The sequence below is a fragment of the Brevibacillus sp. SIMBA_040 genome, assembly GCF_046535075.1.
Classification (GTDB): Bacteria; Bacillota; Bacilli; order Brevibacillales; family Brevibacillaceae; genus Brevibacillus.
This window is the reverse complement of the sequence record NZ_JAWRXI010000011.1, coordinates 88098-105135: the sequence shown is the minus strand read 5'-3', so window position 1 is coordinate 105135 and position 17038 is coordinate 88098. Positions and strand designations below refer to the sequence as shown.

Genomic DNA, 17038 nt, shown 5'->3' with positions numbered 1-17038 from the left:
TTAGGTGGATGGAAAAAATAATTTGATTAGATGTAGGAGGTGTCTGATTTGGCCCAATCGGAAGGAATCAAAGTGATCAAGCTGGAGATGAATGCTGGCGGCAATCCGTTTGTCGTTCATACCGCATTGTTCTGGGATGAGAATGAGGCGATTCTGGTGGATACCGGTATCCCGGGGCAGCTGGAGCTGATCCAATCCGTGCTTGCTGAGGAGTCCATCCCTTTTGAAAAGCTGACAAAAATCATCATTACACATCAAGACAGGGACCATATCGGCAGCTTGCCTGATCTGGTTTCTGCTGCGGATGGTCGTATAGAGGTACTTGCTCATGAGGTAGCGATCCCGTATCTTGCAGGTCAGACGCCCTTGGTCAAAAGTGGAGCTTTGGCACCACCCGTAAAGGTAGACCGCGCTCTTCAGGATGGCGATGTATTGCCGTATGCCGGCGGTATCCAGGTTATTTATACACCTGGACATTCACCTGATCATATTTCGTTGTATCACATTCCGAGCAAGACGTTGATTTCTGGTGATGCTCTCACTGCGCAAGACGGAGTGCTCCTGCCGTTTAATCCCGACTTTACTCCTGACAAAGAGCTGGCTACGCAATCAATCGCCAAGCTGCTTGATTTCGATATCGAGACCGTGATCGCTTACCATGGGGGAGTTTGTACTGGAAATATCAAAGAGCGCCTCAGTGAAATCGTCCAAAGTCTAAAGAAATAAGGGGCACTACGCTAACCAGTCAAACACACCTCCCGAGCGTGCTTGGCTGGTTTGTGTTTCCTTTATAGATTGAAGCAAACGTAGGAGGAGTTTATCTTGAACGCTCAGGAAATATTTGCGCGCTAACCCAAAATTGCTATTCATGCTATAGTTGGGAATAGATAAAAAAGGCAATAGAGAAGAACTATTCCAGAAAACCTTTCTTGCATGCGAGGAGGTTTATATGAACGATACCGCCACAAGCTTGAATCAGTTTCAAAAAGCCATAAGCAAAGAGAAAATCAATGCCTGTCTGGTGCAGCGGGGAGAAGAAGTCATTCTTTCCTATTTCCGCAATCCCAAAATGAGCAGCAAGCTGTTTCAAATACACTCCGTTACGAAAAGCGTACTGTCCCTTCTCATAGGAATCGCAATCGAGCGTGGTCAGATTACAAGCATACATACCCCGATCTTCACCTACCTGCCGAACGTACCTTTGGAAAAGCACACAATCACGATCGAGCATTTACTCACCATGACACCTGGCTATGAGTGGCCTGAGTTGACGAGCTGGGGTGGTACTCCGTTTCCAATGATATATAGCAAGGACTGGGTCAAGTTTATTTTGGAAAAGGGCATGGAGCGCACACCTGGAGAAGCCATGAACTATGATTCAGGGGCGTCTCATCTATTAAGTGCCGTCTTGCAAAAGGCTACTGGGGAAAAGGCATCCGCCTATGCGAGGAGAGAGCTGTTTGCCCCACTAGGCATCAAAGAATATCGTTGGCCTGAGGATGCCAAAGGGATAACCATCGGAGGATTCGGGCTTTGTCTGCGTGCTGCGGATATGCTTAAATTGGGATTACTCGTCTTGAACAAGGGGATTTGGGGGAAGCAGCGCTTGCTTTCAGAGGAATGGCTCTCCGCTTCCACGCGTGCCTACTACCATACATATGATCACGTCGGTTCCTATGGCTACCATTGGTGGATTTTGACGGATGAAAACAAGAAAGCATACGAACCCGCTGCTTTTTTCGCCATGGGCTACGGGGGGCAGTACATTCTCGTTGCTCCCGAGCGGCAACTCGCCATCGTCATGACAAGTGAGCTATTTGGAAATACATTTCTCCCACTCCGGATGGTCAAAAGCTTGCTGCTGCCGTTTCTTCGTGATTCGTAGCTTGTTCAGAACTTGTTGAGAAGTTTTTTTTATACTATCAGAAAAGATAATCGTTTCAAGACGGATAGAACGGCACAACTAGCATAGAGTGATGTTTTGGAAAAAAGGAGCAAATGGATGATCGCAAGTATTGGTGCAGTAAAAAGGAACCTCATCTTCAAAAGCGCCGCTGTCATGATGGTCGTAGGGCTATTATCTGGCTGCTCGATGTTTGGCGGGAAGGAAGAGGCATCGCAGACGGTGGAGCCGCCAGTTGAAAAGATCACCCGATATACAGGTGAAAAGAGCAAGGTGATCCCGTACGTCTATACAGCTAGAAAAGAACTGAGCCTGACCTTCAATGGCATGGGTGACCAAAAAATGATGACACAGATTTTGAATGAACTGGACGCTAGTCATATCAAGGCAACGTTTTTCCTACCAGGGATGAGGGTAGCAGAGGAGCCGAATATCGCCAGAGATATTTTAGCGAGAGGCCATGATATTCAAAACAATACATTAAATCAGTTAGACATGAAAAAGCTCAGCTACGATCAAATTTACAAAGAAATTCAACTGAGTAATGAGGTCATCAAAAAGGAAACGGGCGTCGAGCCGCGCTTTGTCCGCACCAAGTCAGGAGACTACACGGATGATGTTCGTTTGGCAGCGGCTCATCTCGGCATGGCTGGAGTCGTTACGTACAACATCAATCCAAAGGATCGCGATAGGAAGGATGCCAAGACGATTGGCGATTACGTGACAAGATATATCTCGCGGGGAGGTATCGTATCGTTAAATACCGATATTAACCCCGAAGTAATTCCGTCCATCAAGCTGATTGCCAAAGCTGCCGAGGATATTGGCTACAAATTTGTTCCGCTCAGTGAGCTGGTAAAAAACGGCGGAGAGAGAAAGCCATTGGAACAAATTCCTGGCTATGATGCGGTCAAGGTTAATCCGAATTACCAAAATGCGAAGTACAAGCTGATCTATAAGGCGGAGACGAATAAAAAGCAGGTTGCGCTTACTTTTGATGACTGGGGCAGCGACAAAACGGTAACCAAAATCCTCGATATTTTAGCGGAGCATGATGTGAAAGCGACGTTTTTCTTGCGTGCTGCCGGTGTAGAAAACAACCCTAATTTGGCGAGAGCGATGGTGGAGGGCGGGCACGACGTAGCCAACCACTCCTACAGCCACCCGGTCGTAACGACTTTGACCCCCAAAGAATTACAAAAGGATTTGGTCAAAGCACACCAGGTAATTACCGAAGCTATTCAACAACAACCCGTGATGCTGTTCAGACCACCAACGGGAGTTGTGGATGATCAGACAGGAAAGGTCATTGCGGCGGTAGGGTATCACGATATTGCGATGTATGACGTCACGACCCTTGACTGGGACAACAAAAATAAAGCGAGCGACATCGTCAACGGCATCATGACCAAAACTGAAAACGGAAGCGTCATACTGCTGCATATGCTTGATGACATCCACACCATTGAGGCGCTGCCAATCGCACTCGAAGGCTTGAAGAAAAAAGGCTATACGTTTGTGAAAATGGCAGATCTGATCAAAGAGTAATCCCAAAAGCCAGTCTGACACTTCCACATGTGTTTGGACTGGATTTTTTGCGAGTAAGAGTGAGGGAGTGTACAAAAATGAGGGGAAAAGGAGTAGAAGCAATGATAGTGGAAAAAATCAGATTCAAGAAGCGCTTGCTGGTAAAAGCGCTTGGAGTGGCGACGGCAGTCGTAATGCTTTTGAGCGGAACAGCGATGGAGAGCATGGTTTATGCAGCCGAAAGTAAACCGGAAAAAACTACACCTGCTCCAGCTACGCCAGCTCTAAAGGTCGTTCGCTATACAGGGGAGAAAAGCAAAGCCGTATCGATGGCATATACAGCAAAGCCTGAGCTGGCGCTGACTTTTAATGGTTTGGGAGACGAGAAGAAGTTAACTCAGCTTTTAGCTGATCTGGATACGTATAAAATCAAGGCAACATTTTTCCTCCCGGGGGACCAAGTAGCTAAGAAACCGCAGCTTGCCAAGCTGATTGTCGCCAAAGGGCATGAAATTGAAAACAACGCTGTGACCGGAAAAGATTTGACCACGCTTAGCTACGAACAGATTTATCAACAGATTAAGAGCAGCAAGGAACAGATTGTGAAGCATACGGACATCACTCCGAAATATGTCCGTACCTGGATAGGCACCTACACGGACGACATTCGTCTGGCAGCAGCTCACAACGGACAGGAAGCGGTGATCGGGTACAGCTTTTTCCTGCATAACTGGCATGATGAGACAGATGAGCAAAAGAGCAAATATGTACGTCGATATATAAACCGTGGAGGCATCATCACACTTGATATCGATGAGAATATTCATCTCCCCATCTCGATCCCGTTGATTGCAAAGGCCGCTGCCGATACTGGATACCAGTTCGTTCCACTAGAGACGCTGATTGCACATGGGGCGGAGAAGAAGACGCTGACAGCTATCGAGGGACATGACGCAGCGAAAATCAATCCTGATTTCAGCGGTGCGACGTATAAAGCAGTCAAACGGTTTGAAACCGATGAGAAGAAGGTAGCCATTACGATTGACGATTGGGGCAGCGACGAAACGGTTACAAAGATTCTCAATATCCTGGACAAGTATCATGTGAAGTCTACCTTCTTCCTGCGAGCTGACGGGACAGTCAAAAACCCGAATTTGGCACGTGCGATTCTGGAGGCTGGACATGATGTAGCGAATCACTCGTATTCCCATCCAATAAACACCCAGATTACGACAGAGCAGCTGCAGCAGGAAATTGTAAAAGCCCATCAGATTATTACAGAAGCGATTCAACAAAAGCCTACAATGTATTACAGACCACCTGCAGGAGCGGTCAACGAGCAAGTGCTCAAGGCGATTGCGGCAACAGGCTATGAAACCGTGGCCTTGTTTGATGTCATTCCTTCTGATCATGACAAGCGTAAAACAGCAGACGATATTGTGAACACCGTACTGGAACAAACGAAAAGCGGAAGCATCATTTTGTTGCATATGCTCGATGACATTAGTACCGTTGAAGCATTGCCGCGCATTATCGAAGGGCTGCAACAGCAGGGGTATACCCTTGTCAAAATGACAGAACTTGTAGAGCAGTCAGAATAGCGCTGGAGAGCGAATCCCTTTCTTGCAAAGGGATTTTTTCTTTTGCTGCTATGACCCGATTGCAGTCAAAGCGCATATCGACATGTTTGTAGATATGATTATCAAAAGACACGAAGAAAACAAAGCAAAAAAATAAACGAGCGTCGAAATGAAAATCCCTTTTTATTGGCACAAAGATAGCTGAAGTGGGGGGAGAAACAGGTTTCCGATCTGCGCTCCGGTCTTCACCCTGCGAGGGAGTGAAAACTGTCCGCTCCGCAGTGATTTCCGGGGAAACGTCAAAGTGGTAGCCGCTTCGTAGCTTATACAGGGTGACGTTTCTGGTTCCCGTAAATCACTGCTCCGCTAAGCGGGGTTACGCGAGTCGCTCCGCCTGGAAACCTGTTTCTCCAGCGAGCTGGAGTGCTTTCTAGTGGCGCAGTTTCCCTTTAACCCAAGAGCGCCATTTCTCTATTATGAATATCCAATACCTCAATCTTCACAGCACCACCAAGACGATGCGACACTAGATCAGACAATTCTTTTAGCGCCATATGAAACTCATCGCTTCTTGTTTCATCGATTAATTCAATACAGAGGAATGCATTTTTCGTATTTTCTGTTAGCATCGTTCGCTGAGCTTCGCGCCAATTCCAGCATCTGCATATGGCTCCGTCATCATCTTTATAAACAATTTCACCTTCATAAGGAGAAGCATTTTCATCACTGCCCAATGGGATAAACGGTTCGTTGCCATTTGCCTGCGTTAGTCGAATATCGCCTACAAAAGTATCGATATCTTCCCCACCACATGGAAATCCATAGCGCAATGAAATGGAATTATAGATGTCAACAAGCGGGTTTATGGTTCCAATATGATTGCCATTTTTTACTCTTTTTAATAAAGCTTCAATGGAGCACCTTGCCCCTTTTTTGGTCTTGAATTTCTGAAAAGCTTCTCGCCATACGAGTATGACTGGATTCGCACTGAATTCCTCCAGACTTAAGGATTTATGTGCTTCTTTCTCTGCATCCTGCAGTAGTTTCTCGTAGATTTCAACGTCTCGTATTGAATTATCAAGCCCCTGACAAATAACGGTGCCTATTTTTGCATGTGGGAATAACGACCAAAAATCATCTTCAATGATAAATTTCGTCATAACCTATCTCTCCTTATCTACCGTTATGTTTTGGACGGGCTGGCAAAGGCGGAGAAGACTCCAAGAGCTATATATAAATAACCAGTTATCCGGTTCAGTAGCTTTGAATTCGCATTACTGCCCACAACCCGTTTTCGAATACTTGCTGCAAGAAAGGCATACAGACCATCGCTAATAAAAGCTAGGATAATAAATATCGCTCCTAAAAGCAAAAATTGTACGGAGACTGACCCAGCAGAAGGCGATATGAATTGCGGAAAGAAGGCTAAGAAAAAGAGTGCTGTCTTAGGATTCATTACTTCTACAAGCGCTGATTCGTAAAAAATCTTTAGCAATTTTTTACGAGGGGCTTTTGGAATTTCTGAAGTCGTACTTTCCGATGCAGAAAATAAAGTCTTGCACCCCAGATAGATCAGATAAGCAGCACCCAAGTATTTCACGATCGTAAAGGCTGTTGCTGATGTCATAAGGATCGCCGAAACTCCAATTGCTCCAGCTAAAACGTGAACAGCACCACCAAGAGATACACCAAGAACGGATACCAGACCCGCTTTCTTACCTTGATCTATACTTCTTGCCATAATATAGAACACAGCTGGCCCAGGTATGATTAACAATGTAGCGGCTGCAACTATAAATAGCCAAATGGTTGAAAAATCCATGAAATGCAACTCCTCGTTGTTTTTGTGCAAACATTTACCTCTGGCCGATCATTTAAATAACTCTTTCCGCTTCTCTCGCAACCACTCGGCAACCTGGATATCCCCTTGTTCGTCTGATTTTTCCAGCTCTGTAACAATCGATTTATAATCGGTGTCGTTGCGATTCTGACTCATTTTGGCTGCAGCTTCAATCGAGGTAATTTCAATTTCGAACCCAACGATTCCTTTCATTTGCTTCTCAAGCGACTCAGGATTAAACGTATCCCATAGCCTTCCATTTTCTCGGTGAGATTCATAGTGTGTAAGCATAGAATCCAAAGCCGATTTCAGCTCATCCCAAGCGAGTATACGTGCAGTTCCATACGCATGTACTGCGAGATAATCCCAAGTGGGAACCTCTTCGCGCTCATACCAGCTTGACGAAATGTAAGCGTGTGGTCCTTGAAAAATAAGTAACACATCACTGTTATTTTCCAATGTTTCCCTCTGTATATTTCCGTATGCGATGTGCCCAGTCGCGTAAATTTTTCCTTCTTCTTCACGAATCTCCACAGGTATGTGCGTAGCCAACGGGCGATGCTCATGGGCAGTAATCAACAAGACAAACGGGTTAGACTTCATCATTTGAACTGCTTCATCATGATCCATACGATATTGCTTAGGAATGTACATCGTAATCATCCTTTCCATTAGAAAAAAATCTTTGTAAAGAAATAATATGATTCAATCTGACATAAAAAAAGATACAATAACAAATAAATATACATGTCAGGAGGGGTGCAAATGAAAAACACCATTTTTACCTTCACAGATCACTCTCCTAAATACAAACAAATCTACGAGAAATTTAAATCATTTATTGAGCAAGGTGACCTTCTGACAAATGAGAAGCTGCCCTCTATTCGTCAGCTTGCAGATTCCTTACACGTAAGCCGTAATACTACGTTAATGGCATATGAACAGCTGGTTGCCGAAGGATATATTCGCGGAGAGGGCCGACAAGGTTATTTTGTAAATGAAGTAGAGCCCCTCTTAACTCAGGAGGAATTCATTCCTCTTCATCCAAAACAAACAGAGTCAAAGAAGCATCTGGCAGTTAATTTCAGGTCAGATGCCGTTGATCAAACACATTTCCCACTGAAAATGTGGAGGAGGATTGCGAATCAAGTATTAACGCTACCGGATAGCTTTCAATATGGAGAACCGTTTGGCGAAGTATGTCTGCGCGAACAAATCTCCACCTATTTGTTTCAATCACGCGGAGTGAAAACAAATCCAGATGCAATCATTATCGGAAGCAGTACCCAACAAATGCTTGTCTATCTTGGTCAGATTCTGAAGCAAGAGTTCCAAAGCATTATCGTTGAAGACCCTGGTTACGACGGTGCTAGAGAAGCTTTTCAATTCCATCGTTTTATGTTTGAGACTTTGCCGGTTCATGAAACAGGTGCTGATTTTTCACAGGTAGAACAAATGAAATCGCGATTAATCTATGTCACCCCTTCTCACCACAGTCCAATTGGCGTAAGCATGTCTATTCAACAACGGCAAATGCTTATTCAATGGGTTAACAAGATGAGTGGATATATTATCGAAGACGATTATGATAGTGAATTCCGCTATACACAAAAGCCGTTTCCTGCTCTTGCCTCCATTGATTCAGCAAGAGTTATTTATTTAGGGAATTTCTCAAAATCATTTCTTCCGGGAATCCGTTTAACATATATGGTGCTCCCAGAGTCAGTATTAAATCGATATAAAAAGTATTATTCCCATTTCGAGAGCCCTACTTCGCTTTTCAGCCAGCTCACAATGGCGAAATTTATGGAATTGGGAGAATGGAATCGGCATGTGAAACGAATGCGTCTCGTTTATAAGCGGAAAATGCTGCACTTAGTTTCTGAATTAAAAAACCAATTTGGCCCCAATATTTCTGTTATCGGCGAGCAGTCTGGTTTGTACTTATTAATCAAATTACATCTGGATTGCACGGAAGAATGGTTAATACAACGCGCTTTTTCTTATGGTGTAAAAGTATGTCCCACCTCACTCTACTTTATAAAAAATCAAACCGACTACCCAATCATTAAGCTTGGATTTAGTCATCTTTCTTGTTATGAAATTGAGCTTGGTGTCGGTCTGTTAAAAAAGGCATGGATTTCATAAGACAAGCCCTCCTGTTAGCCATTTTCATCAGGAGGGCTTGGCCCCTACAAATTCCTTCGCCGGATATACCACCCAAAGCGTTTTCTCCGTTTTCCTCCTACCACAACAGTCCGCAATTTATCCGTCTTTTCTCCCTCCACACCCAAATCTTACAAAACCGAAAGTAAACTGTAAGGTAGATCAATAGCACCTCCACTCGAAACTCGGTACATTTAGTAGCGAGGAGAAACAACGATGGCAGTCGGATGTTACTAACGAATGGAGGATAAAAAATGAGCGCAGCTGTACTAGAAGTAAAAGACGTACAGAAAGTATACGGAAAGAAGGGAGAAAGCCAATCCCACGCACTAAAAGGGGTCTCACTGACGATTGAGAAAGGGGAGTTCGTCGGAATCATGGGTCCGTCGGGTTCCGGGAAAACGACTCTGCTTAATGTCATATCCACACTGGATCGGCCTACGGGAGGGTTTATCCAGATTGCAGGCACGAACATTACACAAATGAAACAAAACCAGCTGGCTGATTTCCGGTCGCAGAAGCTGGGGTTCATTTTTCAGGATTTCAATCTGCTTGAAAACCTATCGATCTACGAGAACATTGCCCTGCCGCTTTCGCTCCAAGGCGTTTCTTCCAAAGAGATTGGTGCAAAAGTAAAGAAGGTAGCCCAGACACTGGGCATCGAAGAAATCTTGTCAAAATATCCGGTTCAGGTTTCGGGCGGGCAAAAACAACGTGCTGCTGCTGCTCGTGCACTGGTACATGACCCAGCGATTTTATTGGCGGATGAGCCGACGGGAGCACTCGATTCCAAAAATGCAAAAAGCTTGCTCGAAACGATGACAGATTTGAACGAAAATCACCAGGTCTCGATCATGATGGTTACCCACGATGCATTCAGTGCCAGCTATTGCAAACGTATCTTGTTCATTCAGGACGGCAATCTGTACACGGAAATTCATCGCACTGGGGATCGTCAGCAATTTTTCAAACAAATTCTGGATGTCCTTGCCGAGCTTGGTGCATCTCATGATGTACGCTAGGAGGAGCAAAAGATGCTGCTAAAGCTATCACTGTCTAGTATGAAAAAGATGATGAAAGACTACCTCGTGCTCTTAGTAGGCTTGGTCATCTCGATTTCGATCTTTTACATGTTCCAGACGCTGGCGTTGAATTCAGACTTCACCAAAGGAAACTCGGTGATCAAATCTATTCAGATCGTCTTTAACGTCGGGGCATTTCTGCTCGCGTTGATCACGATTTTTTATATCTTTTTCGCCAATTCCTTCTTGCTTTCGCTGCGTCGCAAAGAGCTGGGAATGTACATGGTGCTCGGGGCAAAAAAAGGAAAGATCAGCCAGATCCTCTTTTTAGAGACATTGATGATGGGGATTGTTTCGCTCGTGATCGGTACGATCGTCGGGATTGCGTTGTCGAGCGGAATCGGAGTGCTGCTCATGAATTTGCTGGAGATTTCGGCAGACGGCTACTATCCGTTTTATCTGCCTTCGGTATGGATGACATGGGGCTTTTTCATGGTGCTGTTTCTATTGACGTCCACGATCAATGCAGTTCGCTTGGCACGCGCAACGGAACTGGATCTCATCCGCGCTGAACAGCAAACCGACAATGTAAAAGCAAAGGGCTTCGGGACGGTTCTGGTCGCTATACTAGGGGTCGTTCTCGTCGCGGTCGGCTACTACGGATTGATAGAGATCATGACTCTTCAGTTGCTAGGTTTCTTGATAGGGGCGATTGCAACAACTGTCGGGACGTATCTGCTATTTATCTCGCTTTTACCTGTGCTGGTGCAGGCATTGAAACGAAACCAAAAGCTTAACGATCAGAGTTTGAATGCCTTTACACTTGCCCAGCTGCGTTTTCGGGTAAATAACCTGACCAAAATTCTCGGTACAGTGGCTATGCTGATCGCTCTTGGGGTAGGGGCGATGGCAGGTGGACTTGCTTTCCAAAAAAACGTTGATTTGATTGCCAATGTCGGGCATGTCTATGATATCTCTTTACATGATCCGGTCAACGAGGATCAGGAAGCACTGAAAAAGATGACAGTACTGGAGCAAAATACGTATCGTTACAAAGTGAATGAGGATGCAGTGTATTACGTCAAGGATGATTTATTGGCGCATCCACCGTTGATTTCAACCAACGACATACAAAAGTACGATCCAAACAAAGAGCCTGAGCGAATTGCTGAACCACTCCCTGCAAATCTGTATGGGATGAACGAAGACAAAGATGAAAAGACAGGGCAGAAGCTGGAACGGCTGCCTGATGAATGGTATCAAGCGATCTCGCAGGAGTTCACGATCAGCTACAAAATGTATGACGGCAAGCCGGTGCGCGTCGTGGATCAGGCAACCTTTGCGAGTGTAAAAGGGAATGAACACACCGTTGTAATTGCCAAAGTAGATGACTTTTTGAAATATAAGCAAGACATCAAAGCAATGAATCAGCGTCAAAAAGAGCAGATCAAGCCAGCCTCAGAGGATGAAGAGGTGTATCTCACGACGAAATATGGCACCTACGAATCCGTCTATGCTTTTACCAGTGGGACGATGTTTATGGGCTTTTTCTTGGGTGTAGCGTTTTTGGCGATGATGGCGAGCTGCCTGATGTTTAAAATTTTGTCCGGTGCTAACCGTGACCGTGACCGCTACAGCATGCTGAGAAAGATTGGAGTGCGCAGATCACTGCTGGTGGGCTCCATCTATAAAGAGCTGCTCTTCGTGTTCTTGTTCCCGGCTTTAATGGGACTGACACATGTGTTGGTCGGCATGCAAATGTTTTCGTTTATCTTGTTAGAGCCGTACGTAAATATTTGGGTACCAACCGTTATTTTCGTGGTGATCTACGCACTGTACTATCTCATCACGGTAAGGCTGTATCGTGGAATCGTTTTGCCAAAAGAAATGTAATCAAGCATCAAACAAGAATCCTCCGATTTCGGGGGATTTTTTGCATTTTGCTCATTGACAAAGATAATGATAATCATTATCATAAATCCTTGGAAGACATGTATATATTTCCATGTGAGCAGTCACGCTCACTGTATCTTAGAACGATAAAAAGTAAGGGGGATCATTACATGCGTTTTGTTAAGCTGCCAATTTTTCTAGGATGCTTGTTTGCACTACTGCTGCTTGCTGCGTGCGGAAATACAGGCACAAACACACAAACAGGCTCGTCCTCGCAGCCAGCTCCACAAGCTCAGCCGGAAGCAGGTAAGGCTGGAGAAGAGCAGGTCCGCACGGTTAAGCACATGAAGGGTGAAACTACGATTAAAGGGGTTCCAAAGCGTGTCGTAGCATTGGAATGGAGCAGCGCTGAGCACTTGTTGGCACTTGGTGTACAGCCTGTAGGAATTGCGGATATTCCCAACATGAAAAAGTGGGTGAAGCTACCAGTAGAAATTGCTCCAGATGCTGTTGATGTAGGCAGTCGTACTGCACCAAACCTGGAATCAATCATGCTTTTGAAGCCAGATTTGATCATCGGTTTGAAACGGAATGTAGAAGCAAACTACGACGAACTGAGCAAAATTGCACCTACGATCGCATATGATTCCAACCCGCCAGAGGGTCAGGGTGACCAGTATTCCCGAATGATTGATACTTTTAAAGAAATTGCGGATATTGTGGGGAAAAAGGAAGAGGCAGACAAGGTTTTGCAAAACCTAGACAAGACGTATGCCGAAGCCAAAGAAAAAATCGTTGCTGCAGGAAAAGACAAGGTTCCATTCATTCTCGCCATGGGCTACAGCAACCAGAATGCAGTTGAATTCCGTCTGTCTACCGATAACTCCACTGCTGTGAAAATCTTGGAGCACATCGGTTTGACGAATGCCTATAAACCGAAGAAATTCGAGCAAAACGGGATGACCACTACAGACGTAGAAGCACTCCCAGCCCTGCAGGATGCCAACTTCCTGCATATCATCCAGGATGATGATAACGTGATTGAAAATCAGTTGAAGAACAATCCAGTATGGAACGGTCTCACCTTTGTAAAAGAAAATCGCATCTATGCATTGGGCGGTGACATGTGGCCTTACGGCGGTCCATTGTCTGCAGAAATTATGGCGAAAAAAGCAGCTGATCTGCTGACGAAATGAGTCTCGCCAAGCGTGAAATGATAGCCCGATCCGACATTCATCCAGCCCCTTCTGTTTCAAGAGGAGGCTGGAAGCCGTTATGGATGTTAGTGGGAGGGCTAGTGGTTCTGTTCTTACTGACGTTTGTGAGTTTGACACAGGGCATGGCTGATATTTCGCTGCGCTCGGTTGTACAGGCAATTATCTCCCCACAAGACATTGCTGATCATCAGCTGATACGCGGGGTCAGGCTGCCAAGAACGGTCATGGGCCTATTGGCAGGGGCAGCACTGGCAGTATCGGGTGCCTTGATGCAAACGGTGACTCGCAACCCGCTTGCCTCTGAAACGACACTGGGCGTAAATGCCGGAGCGTATTTGTTTGTCGTGTTTGGAATGGTCTTTTGGCCGGCTATTTTGCATCAATATCCGCTTCCTTTTGCCATGGCGGGAGGAATTCTCGCGGCTGTTGCTGTTTACTTTATGGCAGGCGGACGAAAAGGAAGTCCTGTGCGTGTAGCCTTGTCCGGGATGATCGTCACACTGGTTTTCTCCTCGCTTACGAGTGCTATCATTTTATTTAACGAAGAAACGACACAAGGGATATTTTTATGGGGCTCAGGCTCCCTCAAACAAAATGACTGGTCCGGTGTAGCATTTAGCTGGCCGCTCATCATTGGCGGAATTGTTGTCGGTTGCCTGATGGCACGGCAATTGGATGTGCTTTCATTTAATGAAGAAACGGCACGCTCTCTGGGACAAAAGGTAGGTAAGACACGCTTACTGGCCATGCTCATTGCTATTCTCGTTACGTGTGTCAGCGTCAGTGTCGTTGGCCCTATCGGTTTTATTGGCCTTGTTGCCCCACATTTGGTTCGCTTATCCGGAATGACGAGACATAGCTTGCTGCTGCCGATCAGTGCGATTTGGGGTGCAGCACTACTCGTTGCCTCAGACACGATCGCACGGACGTTTGTCAATGCGTATGGCGAGCTTCCGGCGGGTGCGATTACCGCTGCAATCGGCGGACCTTGGCTGATCTGGCTTGCGATGCGGGTTTCTCGCAAAATGAGTGCAAGCACTGGAGCTGGCGCATCCATGAGTGTAGGCGGCTGGCGTTCTCGAGTCCCTTATCCGGTCTGGATTATGGGGTTCAGCGGTCTTTTGGTTATCGTCTGGATGATAAGCCTGGCGAGCGGAAACATGTACATTCCGTTGTCAGAGGTTTGGGCTATCTTTATGGGACAAGGAAATGATCTTTATCGCCAATTGCTGTTCGAGCTGCGGATGCCTCGAGTCTTGACGGCTGGATTGGCGGGCGTCGCATTGGCAGTGAGCGGCAGCATGATGCAAAGTGCTGTTCGCAATCCGCTTGCCGATCCACAAATTGTCGGCGTGACAAGTGGGGCTGGTGTTGGAGCGATTTTACTCTTGCTCGTCTTTCCACATTTGTCTGACTGGATGCCGCTTGGCGCGCTGCTCGGTGGGATTGCTTCTGCTGTGATTGTATATGCCGTATCGTGGAGACGGGGGCTCAACCCTATCATTTTGACGCTTGTAGGGATTGCAGTAGCCGCAGCAGGCGCAGCCTTCATCAATATTTTGATTGTACAGGCGCAGCTTTTGGCAGCTCCGGCCCTCGCTTGGATGGCGGGAAGCACGTATGGTCGCGGCTATGTAGAAGTAAGCCGCTTGCTGCCAGCGCTCCTCGTGCTGTTGCCAGTGGCATGGTGGCTGGGACGTCGCGTTGACTTGCTATCTTTTAATGACGAGAGCTCGATGGGACTCGGCTTGCGTGTACGTCGCACAAGACTTTACGTAGCGATGATTGCGGTATTACTTGCTTCTCTGGCAGTGGCGAGTGTAGGGGCAGTCGGTTTTATCGGTTTACTCGCTCCACATGCTGCGCGAATTCTCGTCGGCTCGCATCATCGCAAGGCAGTGGTTATTTCAGCCTTGCTCGGTGCTTTGCTTTTGGCAGCAGCTGATTTAATTGGTAGAACCATTTTGATTCCAAAAGATATCCCGTCAGGAATTGTCGTAGCACTCTTGGGGGCACCTTACTTATTCCTCTTGATGTTCCGGTCGACTCGTTCTGGCTCCTAAATAAATACGTAACTCCTTTCGTAAAAGAGTAGACCAGCCAGGTATGTTACATCCGCTTGTCTACTCTTTTTGCTTGAGCAACCAAGTCTGTATGAAAGGCAAGGGGGTGTGTCTATGTCAGTCCATCACAATAGAATATCGCATTTTCTGGTCTCGTTAAAAAAGCATAGCTGGAGAGCAGGCTTTCGTTTGCGGTCACGACGAGTACCTACGCATGTGCTGTGCTATGTGGCAGAGGGATGCGGTACGGTCACGATTAATGGTAAAACGGGTGAGATCAGCTCGGGGACTGCGGTACTGCTTCCCCCGGGGCTGAGAATAGAAGCGCTCGCAACAGAAAAGGCGCCTTTAGTCTTTTATGTGCTCTCATATGTGGAAGCAGCCTTGCAGCCAACCAATCAGGTCGTGGAGATGACCAAAACCGGGCTGCTTGCTGCCGATTTACGAACGGATTCGATCGCGTTTCCGATCAGTCTGCCAGCTACCCTTTTGTCCAAGCTGGAGGAACTGGCTGCGGCTCTTTCCAACCAGGACTACGCCTCTGTTTTACACGGACAGCTATTGTTTTATGAGCTGCTCTCTTTTCTCCATACAGAGCAATTGCAGCATGCGGAAAAAGGAATGGGATCAGTGGAAGCGACGCTTGCTTACATGCAAAAAAACTATCGGGAGCCGCTGGATGTGGGTATCTTGCCTCGTGTTGCCCAGATGACGCCTAGCTCGTACTGTCGCGCTTTTAAACGAGCAACAGGGACGACACCGAGCGAATATTTGACTCATCTGCGGATGAAGCAGGCCAAGGAATTGTTAGCTTCGTCCAAGTATAGCGTCAAGGATGTGGCGCGTAGCGTTGGTTTTTCCGATGAGCTCTACTTCAGTCGCCTGTTTAAAAAGCGGGAGGGTTTACCCCCGTATATATACATGAAGCAAGCAGGTCAGCGTGTTGCTGTGGTGAGCAAGCTGTTTTTACAGGATCATTTGCTAGCGATGGGGATTCAACCGATCATAGCGCCGTCTTTTCCCAGCTATTACACGACGAAATCAGGGTTTCCCCAGCATCTTCACCACCGGCTGCGAGGTACAAAGGCGCTGAATGCCGAGGAGACAATCGACCCGCAGGAGATCATGTCCCTGTCTCCAGATGTAATCGTCAGAATGAACGTGCAGGGAAGAGAGGATACAGACGAATGGAAGCAGACGCCGCAAACCTTGCTGTTCAACGATTATTTGCACTGGTATGAGTATCAAATGAACATAGCGGCCATGTTTCAGAAAGAGAGCGTTGCCGAGGGGATCATCCGGCATGTCGATACTGTGGAAAAGTTGGCAAAAGACGCATTGAAGTCCATTACACACAAGGGGCGATGGACGATTCTGCGTGTGCTCGGAGACGAGGTACGCATGTACGGAGTTTACGGGCATGCCTTGACTGACCTGTTTTATCACAAGCTTGGTTTCCAGCCTGACCCGAGGGTGACTCATGCCAGCTACAGGGCAGATGCGTTTTCTGAGCTACTTGCGCTCGACCCGGAGCGAATCATTTTGATCTGGAGTGAAAAAAGTCATGTGGTAGCCCTGGAGCAAAACCCGCTATGGAGAGAGCTGCGCGCAGTACGGGAAAATCACGTCTACTACCCGGACAGCCGGGATTGGGACCCGTGGGGACCGCTAGGCAGAGAGTACATGATCCAAAAAAGCACGTCCTTTTTTCTCCAAGCAGCCGGTCATGGATAATTCGCTCCATATAAACGGGGCAACCACGTCCATGGAAAAGCAGGGCGAGTCTCTATATACTATCAATTGATAATGGTTATCACTGATGTGATC

Annotated in this window: 13 protein-coding genes; 10 read left to right on the top strand and 3 right to left on the bottom strand. The window is 46.6% G+C overall.

Annotated features, from left to right (window positions below; genetic code table 11):
• The first annotated feature begins 48 nt into the window (after positions 1–48).
• From SB752_RS19705 to SB752_RS19690, 4 genes are all read left to right on the top strand, one after another.
• Positions 49–726: an MBL fold metallo-hydrolase gene (locus tag SB752_RS19705; RefSeq protein WP_410717271.1), complete on the top strand. Its 678-nt coding sequence runs from the start codon at positions 49–51 to the stop codon at positions 724–726.
• 223 nt (positions 727–949) lie between these two features.
• Entirely contained in the window at positions 950–1885 is a 936-nt protein-coding gene (locus SB752_RS19700) for a serine hydrolase domain-containing protein (protein ID WP_410717270.1), read from the top strand.
• A gap of 117 nt (positions 1886–2002) precedes the next feature.
• The gene (locus SB752_RS19695; protein WP_410717269.1) at positions 2003–3451 is read left to right on the top strand and encodes a polysaccharide deacetylase family protein; all 1449 of its coding nucleotides are present in this window, start codon (positions 2003–2005) and stop codon (positions 3449–3451) included.
• A gap of 77 nt (positions 3452–3528) precedes the next feature.
• A complete protein-coding gene (locus SB752_RS19690; protein WP_410717268.1) occupies positions 3529–5031 on the top strand; it encodes a polysaccharide deacetylase family protein in 1503 nt (500 codons plus the stop codon).
• Between the two features lie 428 nt (positions 5032–5459).
• On the opposite strand, the gene SB752_RS19685 is transcribed toward SB752_RS19690, so the two are convergent.
• The 3 genes from SB752_RS19685 to SB752_RS19675 are packed head-to-tail and all read right to left on the bottom strand — an operon-like array spanning position 5460 to position 7504.
• Positions 5460–6170 carry a B3/B4 domain-containing protein gene (locus SB752_RS19685; RefSeq protein ID WP_410717267.1) on the bottom strand — a complete coding sequence of 237 codons (711 nt, stop codon included), beginning with the start codon at positions 6168–6170 and terminating at the stop codon, positions 5460–5462.
• A gap of 23 nt (positions 6171–6193) precedes the next feature.
• On the bottom strand, positions 6194–6832 hold the full coding sequence (locus SB752_RS19680; protein ID WP_410717266.1) for a LysE family translocator: 639 nt from the start codon (positions 6830–6832) through the stop codon (positions 6194–6196).
• 48 nt (positions 6833–6880) lie between these two features.
• Entirely contained in the window at positions 6881–7504 is a 624-nt protein-coding gene (locus SB752_RS19675) for an FMN-binding negative transcriptional regulator (RefSeq protein WP_410717265.1), read from the bottom strand.
• 111 nt (positions 7505–7615) lie between these two features.
• Between SB752_RS19675 and pdxR the strand changes: the two genes are divergently transcribed.
• The 6 genes from pdxR to SB752_RS19645 all read left to right on the top strand — a co-directional run bounded on the left by pdxR (position 7616) and on the right by SB752_RS19645 (position 16945).
• The gene (pdxR, locus tag SB752_RS19670; protein WP_410717264.1) at positions 7616–8998 is read left to right on the top strand and encodes a MocR-like pyridoxine biosynthesis transcription factor PdxR; all 1383 of its coding nucleotides are present in this window, start codon (positions 7616–7618) and stop codon (positions 8996–8998) included.
• 272 nt (positions 8999–9270) lie between these two features.
• A complete protein-coding gene (locus tag SB752_RS19665) occupies positions 9271–10038 on the top strand; it encodes an ABC transporter ATP-binding protein (protein WP_410717263.1) in 768 nt (255 codons plus the stop codon).
• 12 nt (positions 10039–10050) lie between these two features.
• Positions 10051–11931: an ABC transporter permease gene (locus tag SB752_RS19660; protein WP_410717262.1), complete on the top strand. Its 1881-nt coding sequence runs from the start codon at positions 10051–10053 to the stop codon at positions 11929–11931.
• A gap of 170 nt (positions 11932–12101) precedes the next feature.
• The gene (locus SB752_RS19655; protein WP_410717261.1) at positions 12102–13127 is read left to right on the top strand and encodes an ABC transporter substrate-binding protein; all 1026 of its coding nucleotides are present in this window, start codon (positions 12102–12104) and stop codon (positions 13125–13127) included.
• Between the two features lie 17 nt (positions 13128–13144).
• Positions 13145–15211, top strand: a complete 2067-nt coding sequence (fhuB, locus tag SB752_RS19650) for a Fe(3+)-hydroxamate ABC transporter permease FhuB (protein WP_410717359.1) — start codon at positions 13145–13147, stop codon at positions 15209–15211.
• A gap of 189 nt (positions 15212–15400) precedes the next feature.
• Positions 15401–16945, top strand: a complete 1545-nt coding sequence (locus SB752_RS19645; protein ID WP_410717260.1) for a helix-turn-helix domain-containing protein — start codon at positions 15401–15403, stop codon at positions 16943–16945.
• The last annotated feature ends 93 nt before the right edge of the window (positions 16946–17038 follow it).